Here is a 17,024-nt window from a genome sequence, read left to right as displayed (position 1 = left end):
AATCACAATGCCCGTACAGCCGTAACCCTAGAGGTACTGTTTCTCACCCACTGCAAATATTGCACGGTACTGTCCACTTGGTCGTCGTGGCGCGTTTCAGGAAACATTAAAATCTCATACTCAAAATCGTTCAGCCATACTGCTTGATGTGGCAGAAAAACCTTGCCAGACTCTATAATCGGAACAATTTGATGAAATCGAGTGAGCTTGTCATCATGTGGCACTATTTCAATAATCGGTAAATCACTGTTTGTCTTTAGCTCTTGCACCAATTGTTGACCACTTGTTTTTGCTTCGATTAAAATTGCGTGTGGCGTCCATCTTGCAGCTAGTGACAAAACCTGTTCTTTAAGCTTTGGATACTCAAGCTTTGCGCGATATACGTCGAGTAAATAGAATTTATTATCTATTTTTGCCCAGGTGGTGCAGACACTAAAGTTGCTCATGTTACTTGTTGAAACCGCAGTATCCCAACTTTGTGTTATATGCGAGAGATTATCAGGAAATTTTTTATAGCGTTTCAACCACTCTGGTTTAATTATACCACTTGAAAGCGGCAGAGGGTTTTGTTGATATTGAGCAGCAAAAGCGTAACTCCCAAGTTCAGCTTTTATTATCTCAACTTCTTCTTTTCCTCCATCGAGGAGATATAACAACTGACCTTCTTCTCTTGAATATAATATCCTTACAGGTGACGCTGGTTTATTATATAATCGCCTGGTCGCACAGTGCTGAGCTACTCGGATGACAGGAACGGGAGGCATTGGCTTTTTGATTGAATAAATAACCTGCTTATTTTCAGAAATCATTGGCAAACAAATATGATGCCATATGTTTTTTGGCTTGGAGAGAAGGTGTCCAGTTAAGTCCTCCTGGTGTAGCCTGTGCATTACAAGAACGATGACTCCTTTTTTTCTATCGTTCAGCCTGGTTACTAAAGTCTAATCAAACCAGTTTGTGGCACGCTTTCTAAGCGTTTCACTCAAAGCTTGAGCAGAACTGAGCGGATCGTCCACAATGATAAAATCACCACCTTCATCAGTTAGTGTTCCACCAACTGATGTTGCGATTCTGTATCCTCTCTGCACTGTTTGAAATTTATATTTGGTATTCTGGTCTTTGGATAGTTCTATCTCTGGAAATAGCGCTCTATACCAACTAGACTGCATCACGCACCTGGTGTCGAGCGAGTGCTTTTCGCTGAGCCGCTGAGAATAACTTGCAACTATTATTCTCGCAGTTGGTTGGTTTCCCAGTATCCATGCGGGCCACGCAACGCTTATGCACATGGACTTCATCGAGCGCGGAGGCATATTGAATATTATTCGTTTCACTTCACCAGCGCTCGCTGCTTCCAGCCTGTCTGCTATGACTTTTATATACTGATAATCGTTATACTCACACCCCGGCACTACCGTTTGAAAGCACAGTTCAATGAATTTTAGAAAGTTCATGATATAATGTTGAAACCAACGCGTGACGCTGGGATGACAAAAAAAGGAGCACTGGAATGACACCTTACTTAACCGTCATACCGCGATTCATTCGCGGTATCTCTTAACATAGATCCCGCTAACACGTAGCGGGATACTTAACCATCATCTACACCGTCATACCGCGATTCATTCGCGGTATCTCTTAACATAGATCCCCTACTATACCTTAACATAGATCCCGCTAACACGTAGCGGGATACTTAACCATCATCTACACCGTCATACCGCGATTCATTCGCGGTATCTCTTAACATAGATCCCCCTACTATACCTTAACATAGATCCCGCTAACACGTAGCGGGATACTTAACCATCATTACACCGTCATACCACGATTCATTCGCGGTATCTCTTAACATAGATCCCGCTAACACGTAGCGGGATACTTAACCATCATTACACCGTCATACCGCGATTCATTCGCGGTATCTCTTAACATAGATCCCCCTACTATACCTTAACATAGATCCCGCTAACAAGCAGCGGGATACTTAACCATCATCTACACCGTCATACCGCGATTCATTCGCGGTATCTCTTAACATAGATCCCCTACTATACCTTAACATAGATCCCGCTAACAAGCAGCGGGATGACGATTGTCGTTTAGCCATAAATATTAAGAAATTTACCAAATGAAAAAAAGGCAAAAGAAGCCCCGTGGTTATTATCTGCTTTAAAATATTGGCGTTTTTTATGTTTTAAACGCTTGACAAGCGAAATTCAGCTGCTTTTAATTGCAACTAACCTACGCTGCAAATGTTTAAGAAATTTACCAAGCAGAAAAAAAGACAAAGAATCCCCGAGTTAGCTAGTCTTTTACTATCTCTGTCGAGTATTGGCATTTTTTGATGTCTTGTAACGCTTTATAAGCGCGTTCAGCTTATTTAGATAAAAATCTAGATGTAGATGAAGTTTTGTAAAGACATACAGTATCTATATACTGCAAAAAATTGAACATAAGACGCCGATACATTAAGTAATCCTTACCTTTTAATCTGCAGATTGGCGAAAGCAAATACAATAGCTTCACTATCATGATAAGGGCGCTGGCGAAGGGTGTCAAGTAAGTTTCTATATAATATTTTCTAAAATAAATAGACTTCTCGCATCCAATTTTGGCAGCGCGCGACACACAACTGCAATGACAAGGTGTCGCAAGATAAACATCATATTCACACGAAGTACTTGACTTGACTTGTACTAAGAAGCATTTTATATATGTTGTGTGCCCGTAGCTCAGCTGGATAGAGCAACAGCCTTCTAAGCTGTGGGTCGTAGGTTCGAATCCCACCGGGCACACTCTTTTATCAATACTTTCTATAAATCTTCAAGTACTCTGGCACCACATTTTCAATTGCTAATGGTCGAACCTTCATTGTTTCAAGGTCAACTGACTTTTCGATTGAACTATTCATCATAACTTTCACCTGATCTTGAGTAAGCATAGGGTTCGTATCTCCGGTTATTGGTTTTAGCAGCATAGAAATAATTTTATTTTCTAAAAAGAAAGCTATTAACTTTGCCATTGGAAAAGATACATTGATCAACAAACACTTTCTGTTAGTAACATTCAGAATAAACTTCAATAAGCTTTTGAAAGAGTAAACCTTTGGTCCACCCATGTTATAAATTTTCTTGTCTTGCTTATTAAAACTGATAATACGATATACCACTTCAGCTAAGTCTGTTACACATATTGGCTGAAATTTAGTTGTTCCATTGCCAATTAGTGGTAAGAAAGGAAGAATAGTTGCTAATCTTGCAAATTTATTAAAGAAGTTGTCTTCTTTACCAAATACAAGGCTTGGCCTAATTATTATTGCTTTTTGAAATGCTGAAGTTACAGCTTTTTCACCTTCCAATTTACTTTTGGCATATTTTGACAACTTGCTATTTTCTATTCCCATAGCAGAAAAATGTATCATCATAGGTACATTTTTCATTTTTGCAGCTTTTGCTATCCTTTCAGCTATTTTAACGTGAACAGCGTAAAAATCGTGCTTTTTTGCTTCATATAATATTCCCACTAAGTTTATAGCTACATCACATTCTTCCATACCATCCAGAACTGATTTTTCATCAAAAAAATCGCCTTTAAATATTGATATTTGTCCTAAATTGCCACACAATTTTAAACAAGCAGCTTTTTCCTGATTACGAGTGAATATCTTTATTAAATATCCTTCTGCTGCCAAGCGTCTTACGATGTGTTTCCCTATAAACCCCGTTCCACCAAAAATAATTACACGTTTTGTCACAATTAAAGTTCCTAATAATTTGTTACTGTAAATTAATACAATGATTTCGCTTAATATTTTATTACGAATTCCCGTACAATAAGATCCATTTTCATTCCTCGTGAGCCTTTAACTAGAATTGCGTCATTATTCTGAATAATGTTAGCTAAATCACTTTTCAATTGATTAGAATCATTAAAATGCGTGCCTCTTATATTATCTGGCAAAAGCTCATGCAATTCTAACATAAATTTACCAACTGTATAAACTTTATCTATATTATTTTCTGTGATAATCTTGACCAAATCTGTATGAAACTCTATGCTTTCATCACCAAGTTCCAACATATCACCAAGCAAAGCTACTTTTCTCTGATTAGAATATGTACTCAAAGTTTTTATTGCAGTTTTCATCGAAGCAGGGCTGGCGTTATAGGAGTCATCAATTAAATGTATATATTTTTTATTGCATTTGACCTTATGAATATTGCCTCTACCTTTCGCTACACTAAAATTCTTAAGTGCAAGTGGTAATTTTGATAAATCAAGTCCGAGGCTTTGCACAACTGCTGCAACAGCAAGTAGCGAATAAGCAAAATGCTCACCTTGTACACGTAAATTACAGTTTATAATTTGATTATCACTCAGCCTGATTTTTAAACTTAATCTATTAGCAACTCGGTTTGATGTCATTCCAGCGCGTGACGCTGGAATCCAGTCTTTATTATACAACCGTCTGATATGCTCATTTGCAATTGAACTTCCTGGATCCAAGTAGTCAAGCACTGGGATGACAGAAGATAGTGCTGAAATGACAGAAGATTCATCGTTTCTTATTAAGTTTAGTAAACAAACTTCAGCATTTTTATCTTTACCGAAGCTTATTACATTTCTATTGGCGTGTGATGAGAGATAATCATAATATTTATTATCTCTGCTTAAAACCAAAGTACCGTTATTTTTCATACCATACAGAATTTCTAACTTCGCTTGTGCAACGTCAAATAGTGATGAAAAATTTTCAGTATGTGCAGGTTCGATGTTGGTAATAACTGCAATATTCGGATTACTAATTTTTGATAATTCTTTTATTTCACCAGCTTTATTCATTCCCATTTCAAGAATTAAGTACTGGCAGTTTTTTGGAGCTTTCAGAATTGTCAAAGGCAATCCTATATTATTATTTAAGTTACCTTCGTTTGCATGGGACACTCCATATTGCGATAAAACAGTGTGTAGCATATCCTTTGTAGTGGTTTTTCCGACACTGCCTGTAACTGCAATAACTTTAGCATCAATAAGAACATTTCTAATGTAATATGATGCCATATCGTGCAAAGCTTTCAGGGTATCTTGTACAATAATGAGAGGGAAACTTTTATATTTACCCTCACTCACTATTGCAGCGATAGCTCCTTTTAAAAACGCTTCATGCAAAAAATTATGGCCATCAAAATTCTTTCCCTTGAAGGCAATAAATAAATCACCTTTTTTTATGCTTCTTGTGTCCGTTGAAATATTTGAGCTATGTATCCAATTACAACCATTTACGTCTCTTCCGCCAGTTGCATCAATGATATTATTTGTGTTCCATTTAAACATAATTTAGAGTATTCTTTATAATAAATTGAACAATAAAAGTAGCGAAAATACTACATGTTTTAGACAATGTGCAAATAATGGTTGCAATCCCTATAATTCTATCTTATAATGGATATAGAAGTTTAAGTTTTTTCGTCTATAATTAAAATGTATTTAGTTGTAGAAAGTACCTTGGAGGTATGTATGTTCACAGGAAAAAATGAAAAATCTACTTCTATACTAGCTAAAGTTGGTAATGCAGCTTCGGGAGTAGGAAGTTTTCTGGGTAGAGGTGTAAAAGTTCTAGTCAAGGGTGCAGTGTACCCTATATGGCCAAAGAATTGGTTTAAGTCCTGGGATGAAATGCGGCACGACATAAAAAATGGCGGACGTTCTATTATTGGCAACCCACTTGAAGAATATGATCCAACTATAGAAACCACACAAGCTAGTGAGGATCTTGGTGTCCAAATAATGGAGCAAAAGAAAGGAACAGGAAAGGTAACTTTTTTAGCATCAAGGACTCTGACAGGGGATATACCCTATTTGACGCCAGAACGATTAGGTGAAATAAAGCAAAACCTGCCAAATGTAACTATCTTTAAAGAAGAAAATAAAATTGTAATTGAAGTTGATGTTAAAAAAATAATTGAAGACATTAAATATAAAGGAAAGAGTCCAGAGGAGATAAAAAAGCTTGCTATTGAAGAAATTAAACAAAAAGTTGACGGTAACCTTAAAGATCTAGCAAAAATTACTGGTGGAGAATTTAAAGTTCACACAGACTTAAAATTGCTGTATGGTATTGCAGAAAAATTGTATAAGGAATATGATAATCAAAAGCAGTCATCAGACAAAGTTGTGAAGTCTGATGTTGGTCAGCCTTCAGAAACTATAGCTTCAGGTGAGAAAAAATGGGCGCAAGAAGCTATAAAAGCAGGTAAGTCGCAAAGTTGTGGAATGCAAAAATAAGTTATAGGGGAGTATTATGAGTGAAGCTAAAAAAATAGAGGAAAGACATCATAGTCTAACTGTTCCTGGGGATATGTATCACTTACAACCAGGAGTTATTACTGGAAAAAGGGTAAGTGGAATAGAACCCTTTTTGAAAGAACAGCAGGACATGGTAAAAGTAAGGGAACTTGTAAGCTCTTTAAATCTTGAAGATGCTTCTGGTGATGCGATAAAACCACTATCTACACCTAATGTAGAGAAAAACGAAGAAAGAGGGAAAGGTCGCTCTTAAAATATGAGCAATGAAGTTTATGATAGCGATAATATCTTTGCTCAAATATTAAGAGGTGAGTTACCTTGTGAGAAGGTACATGAAAATGAAAATGTACTAGCTTTTCATGATAAGTACCCTGACGCACCAGTTCATATTTTAGTTATATCAAAAAATCAATATATTTCATATGATGATTTCATTCTAAAAGCTCCTGAAGAGGAAATAGCGGATTTCTTCAAAACTGTAAGAGAGATAGCACACAAATATAATCTAGAAAAAACAGGATATAGATTAGTCACTAACTACGGTGAAAATGGAGAGCAGGTTGTACCACACTTTCACGTGCATATTTTAGGTGGTAAAAAGTTAGGAAAGCATGTAAACTCATAGTGTTATATGTTTTGTTAAATGAGCGAATATTTAACCATAGTAATCTTTATCTGCGTATCAATTGTAGTATCTTTTGCTTTAGGTATATTGCCTATGTTTCTTGCAGTGAGTAAGCCAGATGGTGAAAAGCTTTCCACATATGAGTGTGGCTTCAATCCACTATCCAGTGCAAGGAAAAATTTTGACATTAAATTTTACCTAGTTTCAATATTATTTATAATATTTGACTTAGAAATTGCTTTTCTTTTTCCTTGGGCTGTTTCTTTATCTAAGATAAGCTATGGTGGATTTTGGTCTATGATGGTATTTCTTGCAATACTCACTATAGGTTTTATCTATGAATGGTGTAAAGGTGCATTAGAGTGGGAGTAGTTTATGACAAATCAAATTCTATCTAATGATGACTGGGGTCGTTATAAAAAAGAAGGGTTTCTTGTCACTAAATTTGGTGATTTAACAGATTATGTAATGAATTGGGCAAGGTCTGGTTCATTGTGGCCAATGACATTTGGTCTTGCATGTTGCGCAGTTGAGATGATGCATACTGCATCCAGCCGTTATGATCTTGATAGATATGGTATAATGTTTCGTGCAAGCCCACGTCAATCAGATGTGATGATTGTTGCTGGCACACTAACTAATAAAATGGCAGCAGCATTGCGCAAGGTTTATGATCAAATGGCAGACCCGAAGTATGTTATTTCCATGGGAAGTTGTGCAAATGGTGGTGGTTATTACCATTACTCTTATTCAGTAGTCCGAGGCTGTGATAGAATTGTGCCAGTTGACGTGTATGTCCCTGGATGCCCACCAACCGCTGAGGCGTTGCTATATGGAATGCTATGCCTACAAAACAAAATAAAACGGACTCGGAATGGATAAAACTGCAAAGTATATACAAAAAAAGACCAAATGCGAGTGCATTCAAAAAGATGATGGCATTATTGTAATATATTCAACTTTAGATGAAATTGAAAAGTACCTATTCTTTCTACGTGATGATGAAAAGTGTAGGTTTGAACTATTAGTTGATATTTTTGGGGTTGACTATCCAAATAGAGAGAAGCGTTTCGAGCTAATATACAATCTACTCAGCATTGTGCATAATATTAGAGTACACATAAAGCTTCAGTTATGTGAAAGCGACATGCCTCCAAGTGTAGCGAAGATATTTAGTACGGCTTTGTGGTTTGAGCGTGAAGTGTTTGATATGTATGGAATAGAGTTTTCTGATCACCCTGATTTGCGTAGGATTCTAACAGACTATGGATTCAAAGGTCATCCAATGTTAAAAGATTTCCCTCTCACTGGTTATGAGGAAGTAAGATATGATATAGAGACAAAAAAGGTTGTGTATAATCCTATAGATTTACCGCAAGATTTTCGTATGTTTGATAGCTTATCGCCTTGGGAAGGTAAAACCATAAAAGTAAATACAAAGGAGTAGAAAATGACAGTACAAAGAAAAAAAATATCTTTAATCGGTGCAGGAAATATCGGTGGAACTCTCACCCATATGATTGCACTAAGGGAACTCGGTGATGTTGTTTTACTTGATATTAGTGATGGAATACCACAAGGTAAAGCACTCGACATAGCAGAATCATCCCCTATTGATGGATTTAATGTCAATATTACTGGCACAAATAGGTATGAAGATATAAAAAACTCCGATGCAATTATAATAACCGCTGGCATCGCTAGAAAACCTGGAATGAGCAGGGATGACCTCCTGCAAACCAATGCTAAAGTAATGAAGGAGGTTGGCGAAAATATTAAAAAATATTCTCCAAACGCGTTTGTAATAGTGGTTACCAACCCTTTGGATGCCATGGTTTCAGTGGTGCATAAATTTTCAAACCTTCCAACTAATATGATTGTTGGCATGGCAGGAGTGCTTGATTCTTCCCGTTTTCGTTACTTTCTTGCAAGTGAGTTAAATATCTCAGTTGAAGATATATCTGCTTTTGTGCTTGGAGGACATGGCGACACTATGGTACCACTAATCAATTGTGCTTCAGTTGCTGGAGTTCCACTTACTCAAATTATCGATATGGGTCTTATCACACAGAAAAAAGTCGATGAAATAGTTGAACGCACTCGCAATGGCGGTAAAGAAATAGTTGATCTGCTTAAGTCTGGATCTGCATACTACGCTCCTGCATCTTCAGCTATATGCATGTTAGAATCATATTTAAAAGATAAGAGGCGCATATTACCATGTGCTGCTTACCTTAATGGTGAATATGGTGTAGAAGAGTTGTTTATTGGTGTTCCTGTAATTATTGGAAAAAACGGAATTGAAAAGATCCTAGAAGTTAAAATGAATGATAGTGAACAAGAAATGTTTAATAAGTCTGTAAACTCGGTGAGAGAGCTGGTGAAATCTTTAGGTTCATAAGCAAATTAATGGTTTTATAGAGCTTCTTTATAGCTCAAACAGCCTAAAAAAGTTGCTTGTGGTTACCTTCGCTACTTGTTCTGGTGACTCATTCCACAACTCTGCCAAACAATCAACAACGTATTTCACCATTGCTGGTTCATTCTTTTTTCCCCTATAAGGCTCAGGTGATAGATATGGTGCATCAGTTTCGACTAAAACACGCTCGCGTGGTACATTTTGTGCAATTTCTCTGAGTAAGCTCGCATTTTTAAAAGTAATAATTCCAGAAAATGAAATATATAACCCCAAATCTATAGATTGATAAGCAAGTTCTTTAGAGGAAGCAAAGCAGTGCATTACTCCACTAAAAGCACCGGCTTTCATTTCTGACCTTAACATATCGATCATCTCATTATCAGCGCTTCTTGTGTGAATAACTAAAGGTAGTCCAGTTATTCTTGACGCTTCTATATGTAATGCAAAACTTTTTTTCTGATTGTCTTTGTTGTCAGATTTATAAAAATCTAACCCGGTTTCACCGATACTAATTACCTTTTGGTTCTTGGTAAATTCAACTAATTCATCAACATGTATACACTCACCGTTTTCTATAGCAGCATCAAGCGGATGTATACCAACAGAGGAGTAGACCTGATCATAGGATGAAGAAATTTTTAATAACTTAGGAACATCGTCAATGCTTACGCATATGTTATGCAAAACCTTTACACCATTTTGCTCTGCCCTTGAAATTACTTTTGGTATTTCATCGTCAGAAAAATAAATCAAGTGGCAATGAGAATCTACTATCATGAGCTTATTGTTGAGGCTTTTATTATAGAAGAAAACTCTTCTATCACTGTTTTATAAACTTCTTTTTTAAATGATATAGCACTGGCTACTAAACTATCTATACCTTGCCAACGCCACTCTTTGAACTCTGGATGACCAGTATAATTAATATCAATGTCCTCATCCTCTCCGCAAAACTTCATTAAGAACCACCTTTGCTTTTGACCAGAATATTTTCCATTCCAGCATATTGGTATAACTTCTTCAGGCAAGTTGTAGTATATCCAATCCTTGCTTTTAGTTATAACCTTTACTTTATTAGTACCAACCTCCTCTAGCAACTCACGTAACGCTGCTTGTTCCAGTTCCTCACCATCATCAACACCTCCTTGTGGCATCTGCCAGTAAGAATCGCTCTCAAAGCGTTTTCCAATAAAGGCATGTCCTTGTCTGTTAAATAGCATTATGCCAACACAAGGACGGTACTTATCTTTCTGCTCAACCACGAGTACGCTCTGTTTTTAAATGATTTGTTACAGAAGTTTTAATTAATTTTCCATTTTTTTCTTTCTTCATCTCTTCAACAATTTTCTTTGCAACTTCCTTTGCACTCAAGTTCGAGTTATCAATTTCAAGCGAACCCTCAGGTATAAATAGCCTTTTCCCTTCAATTTTCTTTATAGCAAAATCCGGATCAGTAATTTTATTTTCCTGATATCTCTCTTCTGATTGGACACGTCTTACTAGTTTTTCATTATTACAATGTAATACTACAGAAAAAATTTCCATGTCCATTTTTTTACTTAAATTTACCACTGAGTTATATAATCTTTGGTCATAGGGATCACCCTCTATCAATTCATTTGTAAATATATAATGTTTTGATTTTACGTAGTGTTTTTCCAGTATTGCTAATACATTTTCCCTAACTGCAAAAATTTTTTCCCATAGGTCATCTGGAACTTCAGCGTTTTGTAATTTAACAATATCAAATATAATATTATTGAATAGATTATTGCTTACTATTACTGCACCAATGATTTTACACAGTTCCTTTGCAGTAGTAAACTTACCACTGCCTGGAAAGCCGATTAAGTAGATGAGAGTCTTGCCCATAATGAATACTAGTAAAAAGCTATTTTCAATGATATAAAAAGTATATACATTGTACATGCTAAAAACATGATGATAAAATAGATGCAGGTAATACCTTTAACAAGTAGTTGCGTTGAAAATAGTTCATATTTAGAAATTTTGAGTATATAATTATAAATGAATCATATAACCTGTAAACAATGCTTAGCGATATGGAATCGATAAGAAGTACAATTGAAGAGATAATAGATCAAAATAAAGGTCATGATATAGTAACTTTTGATGTGCAGAATAAAACCGTTATTGCAAAATATATGATTATTGCATCTGGTGATTCAAGCCGTCACGTTAAAGCTTTAGCTGAGCACGTAATAAAAAGCCTCAAGCCACATGATAAAATAGATGTAGAAGGTATGGATGAAGGCAATTGGGTAGTTTTGAATTTTCAAGGCATAATGGTTCACATATTCAGGCCGGAAGTAAGGGAGTATTATAAAATAGAAGAGTTATGGAACTGATTGCCTGGATAGCTGGTGCACAACTGCACAAACGTTGTAATTTTGAAGGCAACTCCTGCACAGGTAGTGGTGTCATGAAAGTAGCTGACACTGGAATCCAGTTTTTCATGCAATTTCATCGGAAACGTTGTATAGTGTGCTTGTTTATAATTAAGTTCCAGTGTCTGGGCACTGGCTTCTCTATTAGGGTTACCTTCGGCATTAATGACAGGATAGACTGGGGTTTATAAAATGAAACACGCATCTGAATTTTTAAATTTCATCCAAGAAAGAGGGTACCTATACCAATGCACAAACATTGAAGGACTAGATCAATTATTATTGCAGAGCAATTATATAGTTGCATACATTGGGTTTGATTGCACAGCACCAAGTCTTCATGCTGGTCACCTAATTCAGATTATGATGCTCTGTCACCTACAAAAATTTGGTTATAAGCCGATAGTCTTACTTGGAGGTGGCACAACAAAAATTGGTGACCCATCCTTCAAAGATAAAGCAAGAAGCATCTTGCCTGTAGAGAACATCAATCAAAATACATCCAGTATAAGGAGAATATTAGAGAAAATGGTGTCTTTTAATGACAGCAAGACTGGTGCAATGATAGTAAATAACGCAGATTGGTTGGATAACATAAAATACATAGATTTTTTGCGTGATATAGGAGCTTATTTTTCTGTAAATCGTATGCTAAGTTTTGATAGTGTGAAAACCAGGCTGGATAGAGAGCAAACCTTAAGCTTTCTAGAATTTAATTACATGCTATTGCAAGCTTACGACTTTATTGAATTAAACAAAAAATATGATTGTCGTCTGCAGATTGGAGGGTCAGACCAGTGGGGAAATATAGTAAACGGAATTGAACTTGGAAAAAAGTTGAATTTACCTGAGCTATTTGGCCTTACCATGCCTCTTTTATTAAATGCACAAGGAAAAAAAATGGGCAAAACTGAAAGTGGAGCAGTGTGGCTTGATGATAATATGCTAAAGCCTTACGACTACTGGCAATATTTTCGCAACGTTGATGATCAAGATGTTGGACGTTTTTTAAGATTGCTCACTGATGTGCCAATTGATGAGATTAGAAAATTAGAGTCTTTAAAGGATCAAGAAATAAATGAAGCAAAAAAGGTCTTGGCAACAGAAGTGACAAAAATATGTCATGGTGACAAAGAAGCGGAACTTGCACAATTTGCTGCAATTTCTGCTTTTGAGAATGAAGATAGCTCACTACTTCCTGATTACATCATAAAAAAAGAACAAGTTGCAAGCGGCATATCCTTAGTAGACCTACTACATGACACCGGTTTTGAACCTTCAAAAGGCGCTGCAAAGCGTTTAATACAGGGCAACGGATGCAAGATTAATGATAATGTTGTAAACAATATTGATCATGTAATAAATTTCGAAAGCTTTAAAGATCAGCCATTTATAAAATTATCTGCAGGAAAGAAACGCCATATAAAAGTTGTGGTAGATTAGGTCTCGAAGTAAGAAAACAAATTTTATACAAGTGAGAAATTAGATATGGAGCAAATTTTCAAAATTCGAGAATTATGTATAAAACAACTGGAAAGATAGTAGAAAGCGAAATTCTATTATATATAGCTAAAGTGGCTTAGGTTTACCTACAATTTGAAAAACAACAAATTCGTCATTCCGCTACTCATTAGCAGAATCTATACCGCGAATGAATCCATAACTGTACGGACATTGCAATTTGGGCCTACCAGGAGGGCAATGCCTCTTATCCAAGTACCCTCTTATTGTCATCCAAGTAGCCGACACTGGGATGGCTTTGTTGCATAGCAACTGAAAAAATCTGGTGGCTACTGACAAAATTCATTATAAAATAGCCATTTAACCTTGAAAGAAAAAATATGCCACAAAAAATGAGGGTCAGTAACCATAGCGAATATAACAAATTTCTAGAAAAAAGAGGAAATATTTTTCATTATATCAACGAAGCCATAGAAAAGTGGTACGAGAATGGTCCAAAAATACCAGGTGGCAACAATATTTATAGCGATAAAGTTGTAATTTTGGTGCACATAATAACTTGTTTATTTAGAATAGGCCTGAGGCAAACAGTTGGGTTTATAGCAGGATACCTTGAGCAAATTGGGAAAAATTTGCAAGTTATCAGCTATTCACAATCATCAAGAAGGTTTAAGAAACTCAATATTAAGATCAATGATTGCAGAAAATAATATGGAAGATATCGAAATTGCTATAGACAGTATAGGAATTAGTATATACAACAACACTCCTGGTCATAGCAAAGAAAATAGCGAAGATAGAAAGTATCGCAGCTATGAACAGACAAGAAAATTGCATGTAATGTTGAATACAAACAGCAAAAAAGCCATAGCTGTAAAATACAGTAACGGCTGATCACTATGGAGCTTGTGATTTGCTAAAAGAAGTCGATTTTCAGTATGTCATAAAAGTACTATATGCAGATAGGGCATATGACAGAGAAAAGCTCTATAAGCTGTGTAATCAATATGGTATAAAAACGAAAATTCCTCCGAAAAACAACGCAGCAGAGCATCCAAAGTTAGACTATATGGCTGAGAGAAATTCTGCAGTCAAGCTCATAAAGTCATATGATGAAGATGGTATAAAGAAGTGGAAAAAAGAGATGAGTTATGGAAAAAGATCTTATATAGAAAGTTTTTTCTCGCGACTGAAACAAACATTCGGGTTTAGTTTTAGGAATAAATCTGAGACAAATAGAGAGAAGGAACTACTTGTTAAATGCTATTTGCTCAATAAGTTCACTGATATTGGTATGGCTAAATTTGAGATAGCTTCATAAATTTATTGTGCGTTACCTACTATCCGAAGAGCGATGCAACAAAGCCCACGCACTGGGATGACAGCAGTCCTACGTCATACCACGATTCATTCGCGGTATCTCGGCCGCTAACAAGAGATCCCGCTAACACGTAGCGGGATGACGAGCTTATCGTCACGCTGCCACGAACCGTCATACCGCCGCGGCGCTAACAAGAGATCCCGCTAACACGTAGCGGGATGACGAATTACTATCTACACCGTCATACCGCGATTCATTCGCGGTATCTCTTAACATAGATCCCTTACTTAACCGTCATACCTTAACATAGATCCCGCTAACAAGCAGCGGGATGACGGTTGTCGTTTAGCTACAAACATTAAGAAATTTACCAAATAAAAAAAAGGCAAAAGAAGCCCCGTGGTTGGCTAATTACTTACATTATACTTTCAAGTATGGCGTTTTTTTATTCTAAACGCTTAATAACCACGACTCAGCTGCTTTTAAGCTGCAACTAATCTAAATTATAAACATTAAGAAATTTACTAAACAGAAAAAAAGGCAAAAGAAACCCTAGGGTAGCTAATTATTCACTATCCATTTTTTAAGTTGGCGTTTTTTAATGTTTTAAATGCTTTATAAGCGTATTTCAGCTTGTGTAGGTAAAAACCCAGAAATTTGATAAAGACATAGAGTGCACATAGTGCAAAAAATTAAACATGAGACGCCAGATACGTGAGTTTTTTGTCATTTAATCTGTACAGAGAAGATAAATAAATAGCTTCAGTGTTTATGATAAGGGGGCTGGCGGAGTTTGTCAAGTGGTTTTTTAGCCACGTTTCCCTGTTATAATGTTCGTTTGCTTGACCTAAGATCCAGGAGTATTTAAACTGAACTCTATATAGTGTTAAAAATGATAGGAAATCTAAGCGGAATAGTTGATGAAGTGCGCAGTGATCACATAATCCTGAATGTGAATGATGTTGGCTATATGGTGTATCTTTCAGCCAAAACTTTAAATGCATGTTCCATCGGAAGTAGAGTTAAATTACTTATCGAAACCTATGCAAATAACAGAGAAAATGTCGCTCAGCTATATGGTTTTATAAGCAAAGAAGAACAGCAGTGCTTGAGGTTGCTTGTCAAAGTAAGCGGCGTTAGCTATAAAACTGCAATGTCAATTTTGGGCAAATTAACTCCAGAACAGCTATTTTTGGCAATTATGAATGAAGATAAAGTAGCACTCAAGATGAGCGGACTTGGCCTGAAACTCATAAATCGAATCATCACTGAATTGAGTGGCAAAGTGAGTAAACTAGAAATAAATAACAATAATTTTCATCCAATTAATGAAGATGCCCTTTCAGCATTGATCAATCTTGGGTATGAAAAAATGAAAGCTTATGATACGATAAAAAAATACAGGCCAAATCTGGACACTAAGGATATTATTCGCATGGCGCTTAAGGAGCTTTCAATACTATGAAATCAATATCGTGCGGTAAAGAATATACTGAAGATGTGCGCAATATCAACATCAGGCCTGAACAACTTGATGATTTTGTCGGGCAAAAAGACTTAATACAAAATTTAAAAGTGTTTATAAACGCTGCACAGACGAGAACTGAAGCTTTAGATCACGTTTTATTATATGGTCCTCCAGGGCTTGGCAAAACCACTTTAGCACAAATTGTTTCTAAAGAATTAAGAGTTAGCTTTCGCGCAACTTCTGGTCCTTTACTTAGTAAAGCTGGAGATTTGGCCGCAGTGCTTACCACTTTAAATGCAAAAGATGTTCTATTTATCGACGAAATTCATAGATTAAATCGCAGCATCGAAGAAGTTTTATATACTGCTATGGAAGATTTTTGCCTGGACATATTAGTAGGTGAAGGTCCATCTACTCGCACTTTAAGGATAGATCTACCACCATTTACGCTAATTGGAGCAACAACACGGCTTGGATTACTTTCTGCGCCACTCAGAGATCGTTTTGGCATTCCTTTGCATCTTGAGTTTTATTCCTTTGAGGAGCTGGTTAATATTATAAAAAGAGGCGCAAGAGTTCTTTCTGCTGAAATTGAAGAGGATGCAGCACGGGAAATTGCCTGCCGTGCGCGCGGCACTCCAAGAATTGCTTTGAGGTTACTCAGAAGAATAAGGGATTTTGTTGAAGTGAAAGATGATAAAAAAATTACTTATGAAGTCGCTGATTCTGTATTACTAAAATTGGGTGTAGATAAAATGGGACTCAATAAACTTGATATGAATTATCTAAGATTTTTATTCAACACTTCAGGCCCTGTTGGAATTGACACCATATCTATTGCGCTATCCGAAGATGTTGGCAATATTGAAGAAACAGTAGAACCTTATTTAATCAAAATTAGTTTTGTAAAGCGCACACCAAGAGGGCGCGTTCTAACCGATCAAGCAAAGGAGTATTTGAGCTTTCAACATTAAACATCATAATTTATATTGACTAATTGGCGTGGTATCTAT

At 36.2% G+C, this 17,024-nt stretch carries 18 protein-coding genes, 1 tRNA gene and 2 pseudogenes; 14 read left to right on the top strand and 7 right to left on the bottom strand.

Annotated features, from left to right (window positions below; all coding sequences use genetic code 11):
- Positions 1-2: 2 nt before the first annotated feature.
- A pseudogene (gene terL, locus L0Z58_RS05605) lies at positions 3-1,454 on the bottom strand (phage terminase large subunit).
- Positions 1,455-2,724: 1,270 nt separating this feature from the next.
- Here terL and L0Z58_RS05600 point away from each other — a divergent pair.
- Positions 2,725-2,798, top strand: a tRNA-Arg gene (locus L0Z58_RS05600).
- Between the two features lie 8 nt (positions 2,799-2,806).
- Here L0Z58_RS05600 and L0Z58_RS05595 read toward each other — a convergent pair.
- Together L0Z58_RS05595 and L0Z58_RS05590 are read right to left on the bottom strand one after the other, a co-directional pair.
- A complete protein-coding gene (locus L0Z58_RS05595) occupies positions 2,807-3,757 on the bottom strand; it encodes a complex I NDUFA9 subunit family protein (RefSeq protein ID WP_010082395.1) in 951 nt (316 codons plus the stop codon).
- A gap of 50 nt (positions 3,758-3,807) precedes the next feature.
- Entirely contained in the window at positions 3,808-5,337 is a 1,530-nt protein-coding gene (locus L0Z58_RS05590; RefSeq protein ID WP_010963052.1) for a UDP-N-acetylmuramoyl-tripeptide--D-alanyl-D-alanine ligase, read from the bottom strand.
- 183 nt (positions 5,338-5,520) lie between these two features.
- Between L0Z58_RS05590 and L0Z58_RS05585 the strand changes: the two genes are divergently transcribed.
- From L0Z58_RS05585 to mdh, 7 genes are read left to right on the top strand one after another with little or no spacing between them, the layout of a single operon-like run.
- Complete coding sequence (locus L0Z58_RS05585) at positions 5,521-6,288, top strand: hypothetical protein (RefSeq protein WP_010963051.1); 768 nt, start codon at positions 5,521-5,523, stop codon at positions 6,286-6,288.
- A gap of 16 nt (positions 6,289-6,304) precedes the next feature.
- Positions 6,305-6,562: a hypothetical protein gene (locus L0Z58_RS05580; protein WP_010082357.1), complete on the top strand. Its 258-nt coding sequence runs from the start codon at positions 6,305-6,307 to the stop codon at positions 6,560-6,562.
- A 3-nt stretch (positions 6,563-6,565) separates the two neighbouring features.
- Positions 6,566-6,934, top strand: a complete 369-nt coding sequence (locus tag L0Z58_RS05575) for an HIT domain-containing protein (RefSeq protein WP_010082356.1) — start codon at positions 6,566-6,568, stop codon at positions 6,932-6,934.
- A gap of 18 nt (positions 6,935-6,952) precedes the next feature.
- Positions 6,953-7,306 (top strand): NADH-quinone oxidoreductase subunit A, encoded by a 354-nt coding sequence (locus L0Z58_RS05570; RefSeq protein ID WP_006279576.1) that lies wholly within the window; start codon positions 6,953-6,955, stop codon positions 7,304-7,306.
- 3 nt (positions 7,307-7,309) lie between these two features.
- Positions 7,310-7,816, top strand: coding sequence for a NuoB/complex I 20 kDa subunit family protein (locus L0Z58_RS05565; protein WP_006279574.1), 507 nt, complete (start codon positions 7,310-7,312; stop codon positions 7,814-7,816).
- Positions 7,809-8,381: an NADH-quinone oxidoreductase subunit C gene (locus tag L0Z58_RS05560; protein ID WP_006279573.1), complete on the top strand. Its 573-nt coding sequence runs from the start codon at positions 7,809-7,811 to the stop codon at positions 8,379-8,381. The genes L0Z58_RS05565 and L0Z58_RS05560 overlap by 8 nt, the downstream gene beginning before the upstream one ends.
- Positions 8,382-8,384: 3 nt before the next feature.
- Complete coding sequence (gene mdh / locus L0Z58_RS05555) at positions 8,385-9,335, top strand: malate dehydrogenase (RefSeq protein WP_007548577.1); 951 nt, start codon at positions 8,385-8,387, stop codon at positions 9,333-9,335.
- Between the two features lie 27 nt (positions 9,336-9,362).
- Here mdh and L0Z58_RS05550 read toward each other — a convergent pair whose 3' ends face one another.
- Genes L0Z58_RS05550 through L0Z58_RS05540 form a run of 3 tightly spaced genes read right to left on the bottom strand, consistent with a single transcriptional unit; the run spans position 9,363 to position 11,225 of the window.
- The gene (locus L0Z58_RS05550) at positions 9,363-10,130 is read right to left on the bottom strand and encodes a TatD family hydrolase (RefSeq protein ID WP_010082353.1); all 768 of its coding nucleotides are present in this window, start codon (positions 10,128-10,130) and stop codon (positions 9,363-9,365) included.
- Positions 10,127-10,615: an RNA pyrophosphohydrolase gene (locus tag L0Z58_RS05545; protein WP_010963050.1), complete on the bottom strand. Its 489-nt coding sequence runs from the start codon at positions 10,613-10,615 to the stop codon at positions 10,127-10,129. Before L0Z58_RS05545 ends, L0Z58_RS05550 begins: the two co-directional genes overlap by 4 nt.
- Positions 10,608-11,225 carry an AAA family ATPase gene (locus L0Z58_RS05540; protein WP_022626414.1) on the bottom strand — a complete coding sequence of 206 codons (618 nt, stop codon included), beginning with the start codon at positions 11,223-11,225 and terminating at the stop codon, positions 10,608-10,610. The genes L0Z58_RS05545 and L0Z58_RS05540 overlap by 8 nt, the downstream gene beginning before the upstream one ends.
- Positions 11,226-11,404: 179 nt before the next feature.
- Here L0Z58_RS05540 and rsfS point away from each other — a divergent pair, with 179 nt between their 5' ends.
- Genes rsfS through tyrS form a run of 3 tightly spaced genes read left to right on the top strand, consistent with a single transcriptional unit; the run spans position 11,405 to position 13,204 of the window.
- Positions 11,405-11,722, top strand: coding sequence for a ribosome silencing factor (rsfS, locus tag L0Z58_RS05535; protein ID WP_006279567.1), 318 nt, complete (start codon positions 11,405-11,407; stop codon positions 11,720-11,722).
- Complete coding sequence (locus L0Z58_RS05530) at positions 11,713-11,952, top strand: hypothetical protein (RefSeq protein WP_010963049.1); 240 nt, start codon at positions 11,713-11,715, stop codon at positions 11,950-11,952. The genes rsfS and L0Z58_RS05530 overlap by 10 nt, the downstream gene beginning before the upstream one ends.
- A gap of 1 nt (position 11,953) precedes the next feature.
- Complete coding sequence (gene tyrS / locus L0Z58_RS05525; RefSeq protein ID WP_007548582.1) at positions 11,954-13,204, top strand: tyrosine--tRNA ligase; 1,251 nt, start codon at positions 11,954-11,956, stop codon at positions 13,202-13,204.
- Positions 13,205-13,384: 180 nt separating this feature from the next.
- Here tyrS and L0Z58_RS05520 read toward each other — a convergent pair whose 3' ends face one another.
- Positions 13,385-13,534, bottom strand: a complete 150-nt coding sequence (locus tag L0Z58_RS05520) for a hypothetical protein (RefSeq protein ID WP_234962155.1) — start codon at positions 13,532-13,534, stop codon at positions 13,385-13,387.
- Positions 13,535-13,602: 68 nt separating this feature from the next.
- Between L0Z58_RS05520 and L0Z58_RS07135 the strand changes: the two are divergent.
- From L0Z58_RS07135 to ruvB, 3 genes and pseudogenes are all read left to right on the top strand, one after another.
- A pseudogene (locus tag L0Z58_RS07135) lies at positions 13,603-14,543 on the top strand (IS5 family transposase).
- Between the two features lie 892 nt (positions 14,544-15,435).
- Positions 15,436-16,008, top strand: a complete 573-nt coding sequence (gene ruvA, locus L0Z58_RS05500) for a Holliday junction branch migration protein RuvA (RefSeq protein ID WP_010082382.1) — start codon at positions 15,436-15,438, stop codon at positions 16,006-16,008.
- Positions 16,005-16,985, top strand: coding sequence for a Holliday junction branch migration DNA helicase RuvB (gene ruvB / locus L0Z58_RS05495; RefSeq protein WP_010963048.1), 981 nt, complete (start codon positions 16,005-16,007; stop codon positions 16,983-16,985). The genes ruvA and ruvB overlap by 4 nt, the downstream gene beginning before the upstream one ends.
- The last annotated feature ends 39 nt before the right edge of the window (positions 16,986-17,024 follow it).

The sequence above is a fragment of the Wolbachia endosymbiont of Aedes aegypti genome (genome assembly GCF_021496215.1).
GTDB lineage: Bacteria > Pseudomonadota > Alphaproteobacteria > Rickettsiales > Anaplasmataceae > Wolbachia > Wolbachia pipientis.
Note: the sequence above shows the minus strand (reverse complement) of the source record. Positions and strands in the feature narration are given on the sequence as shown.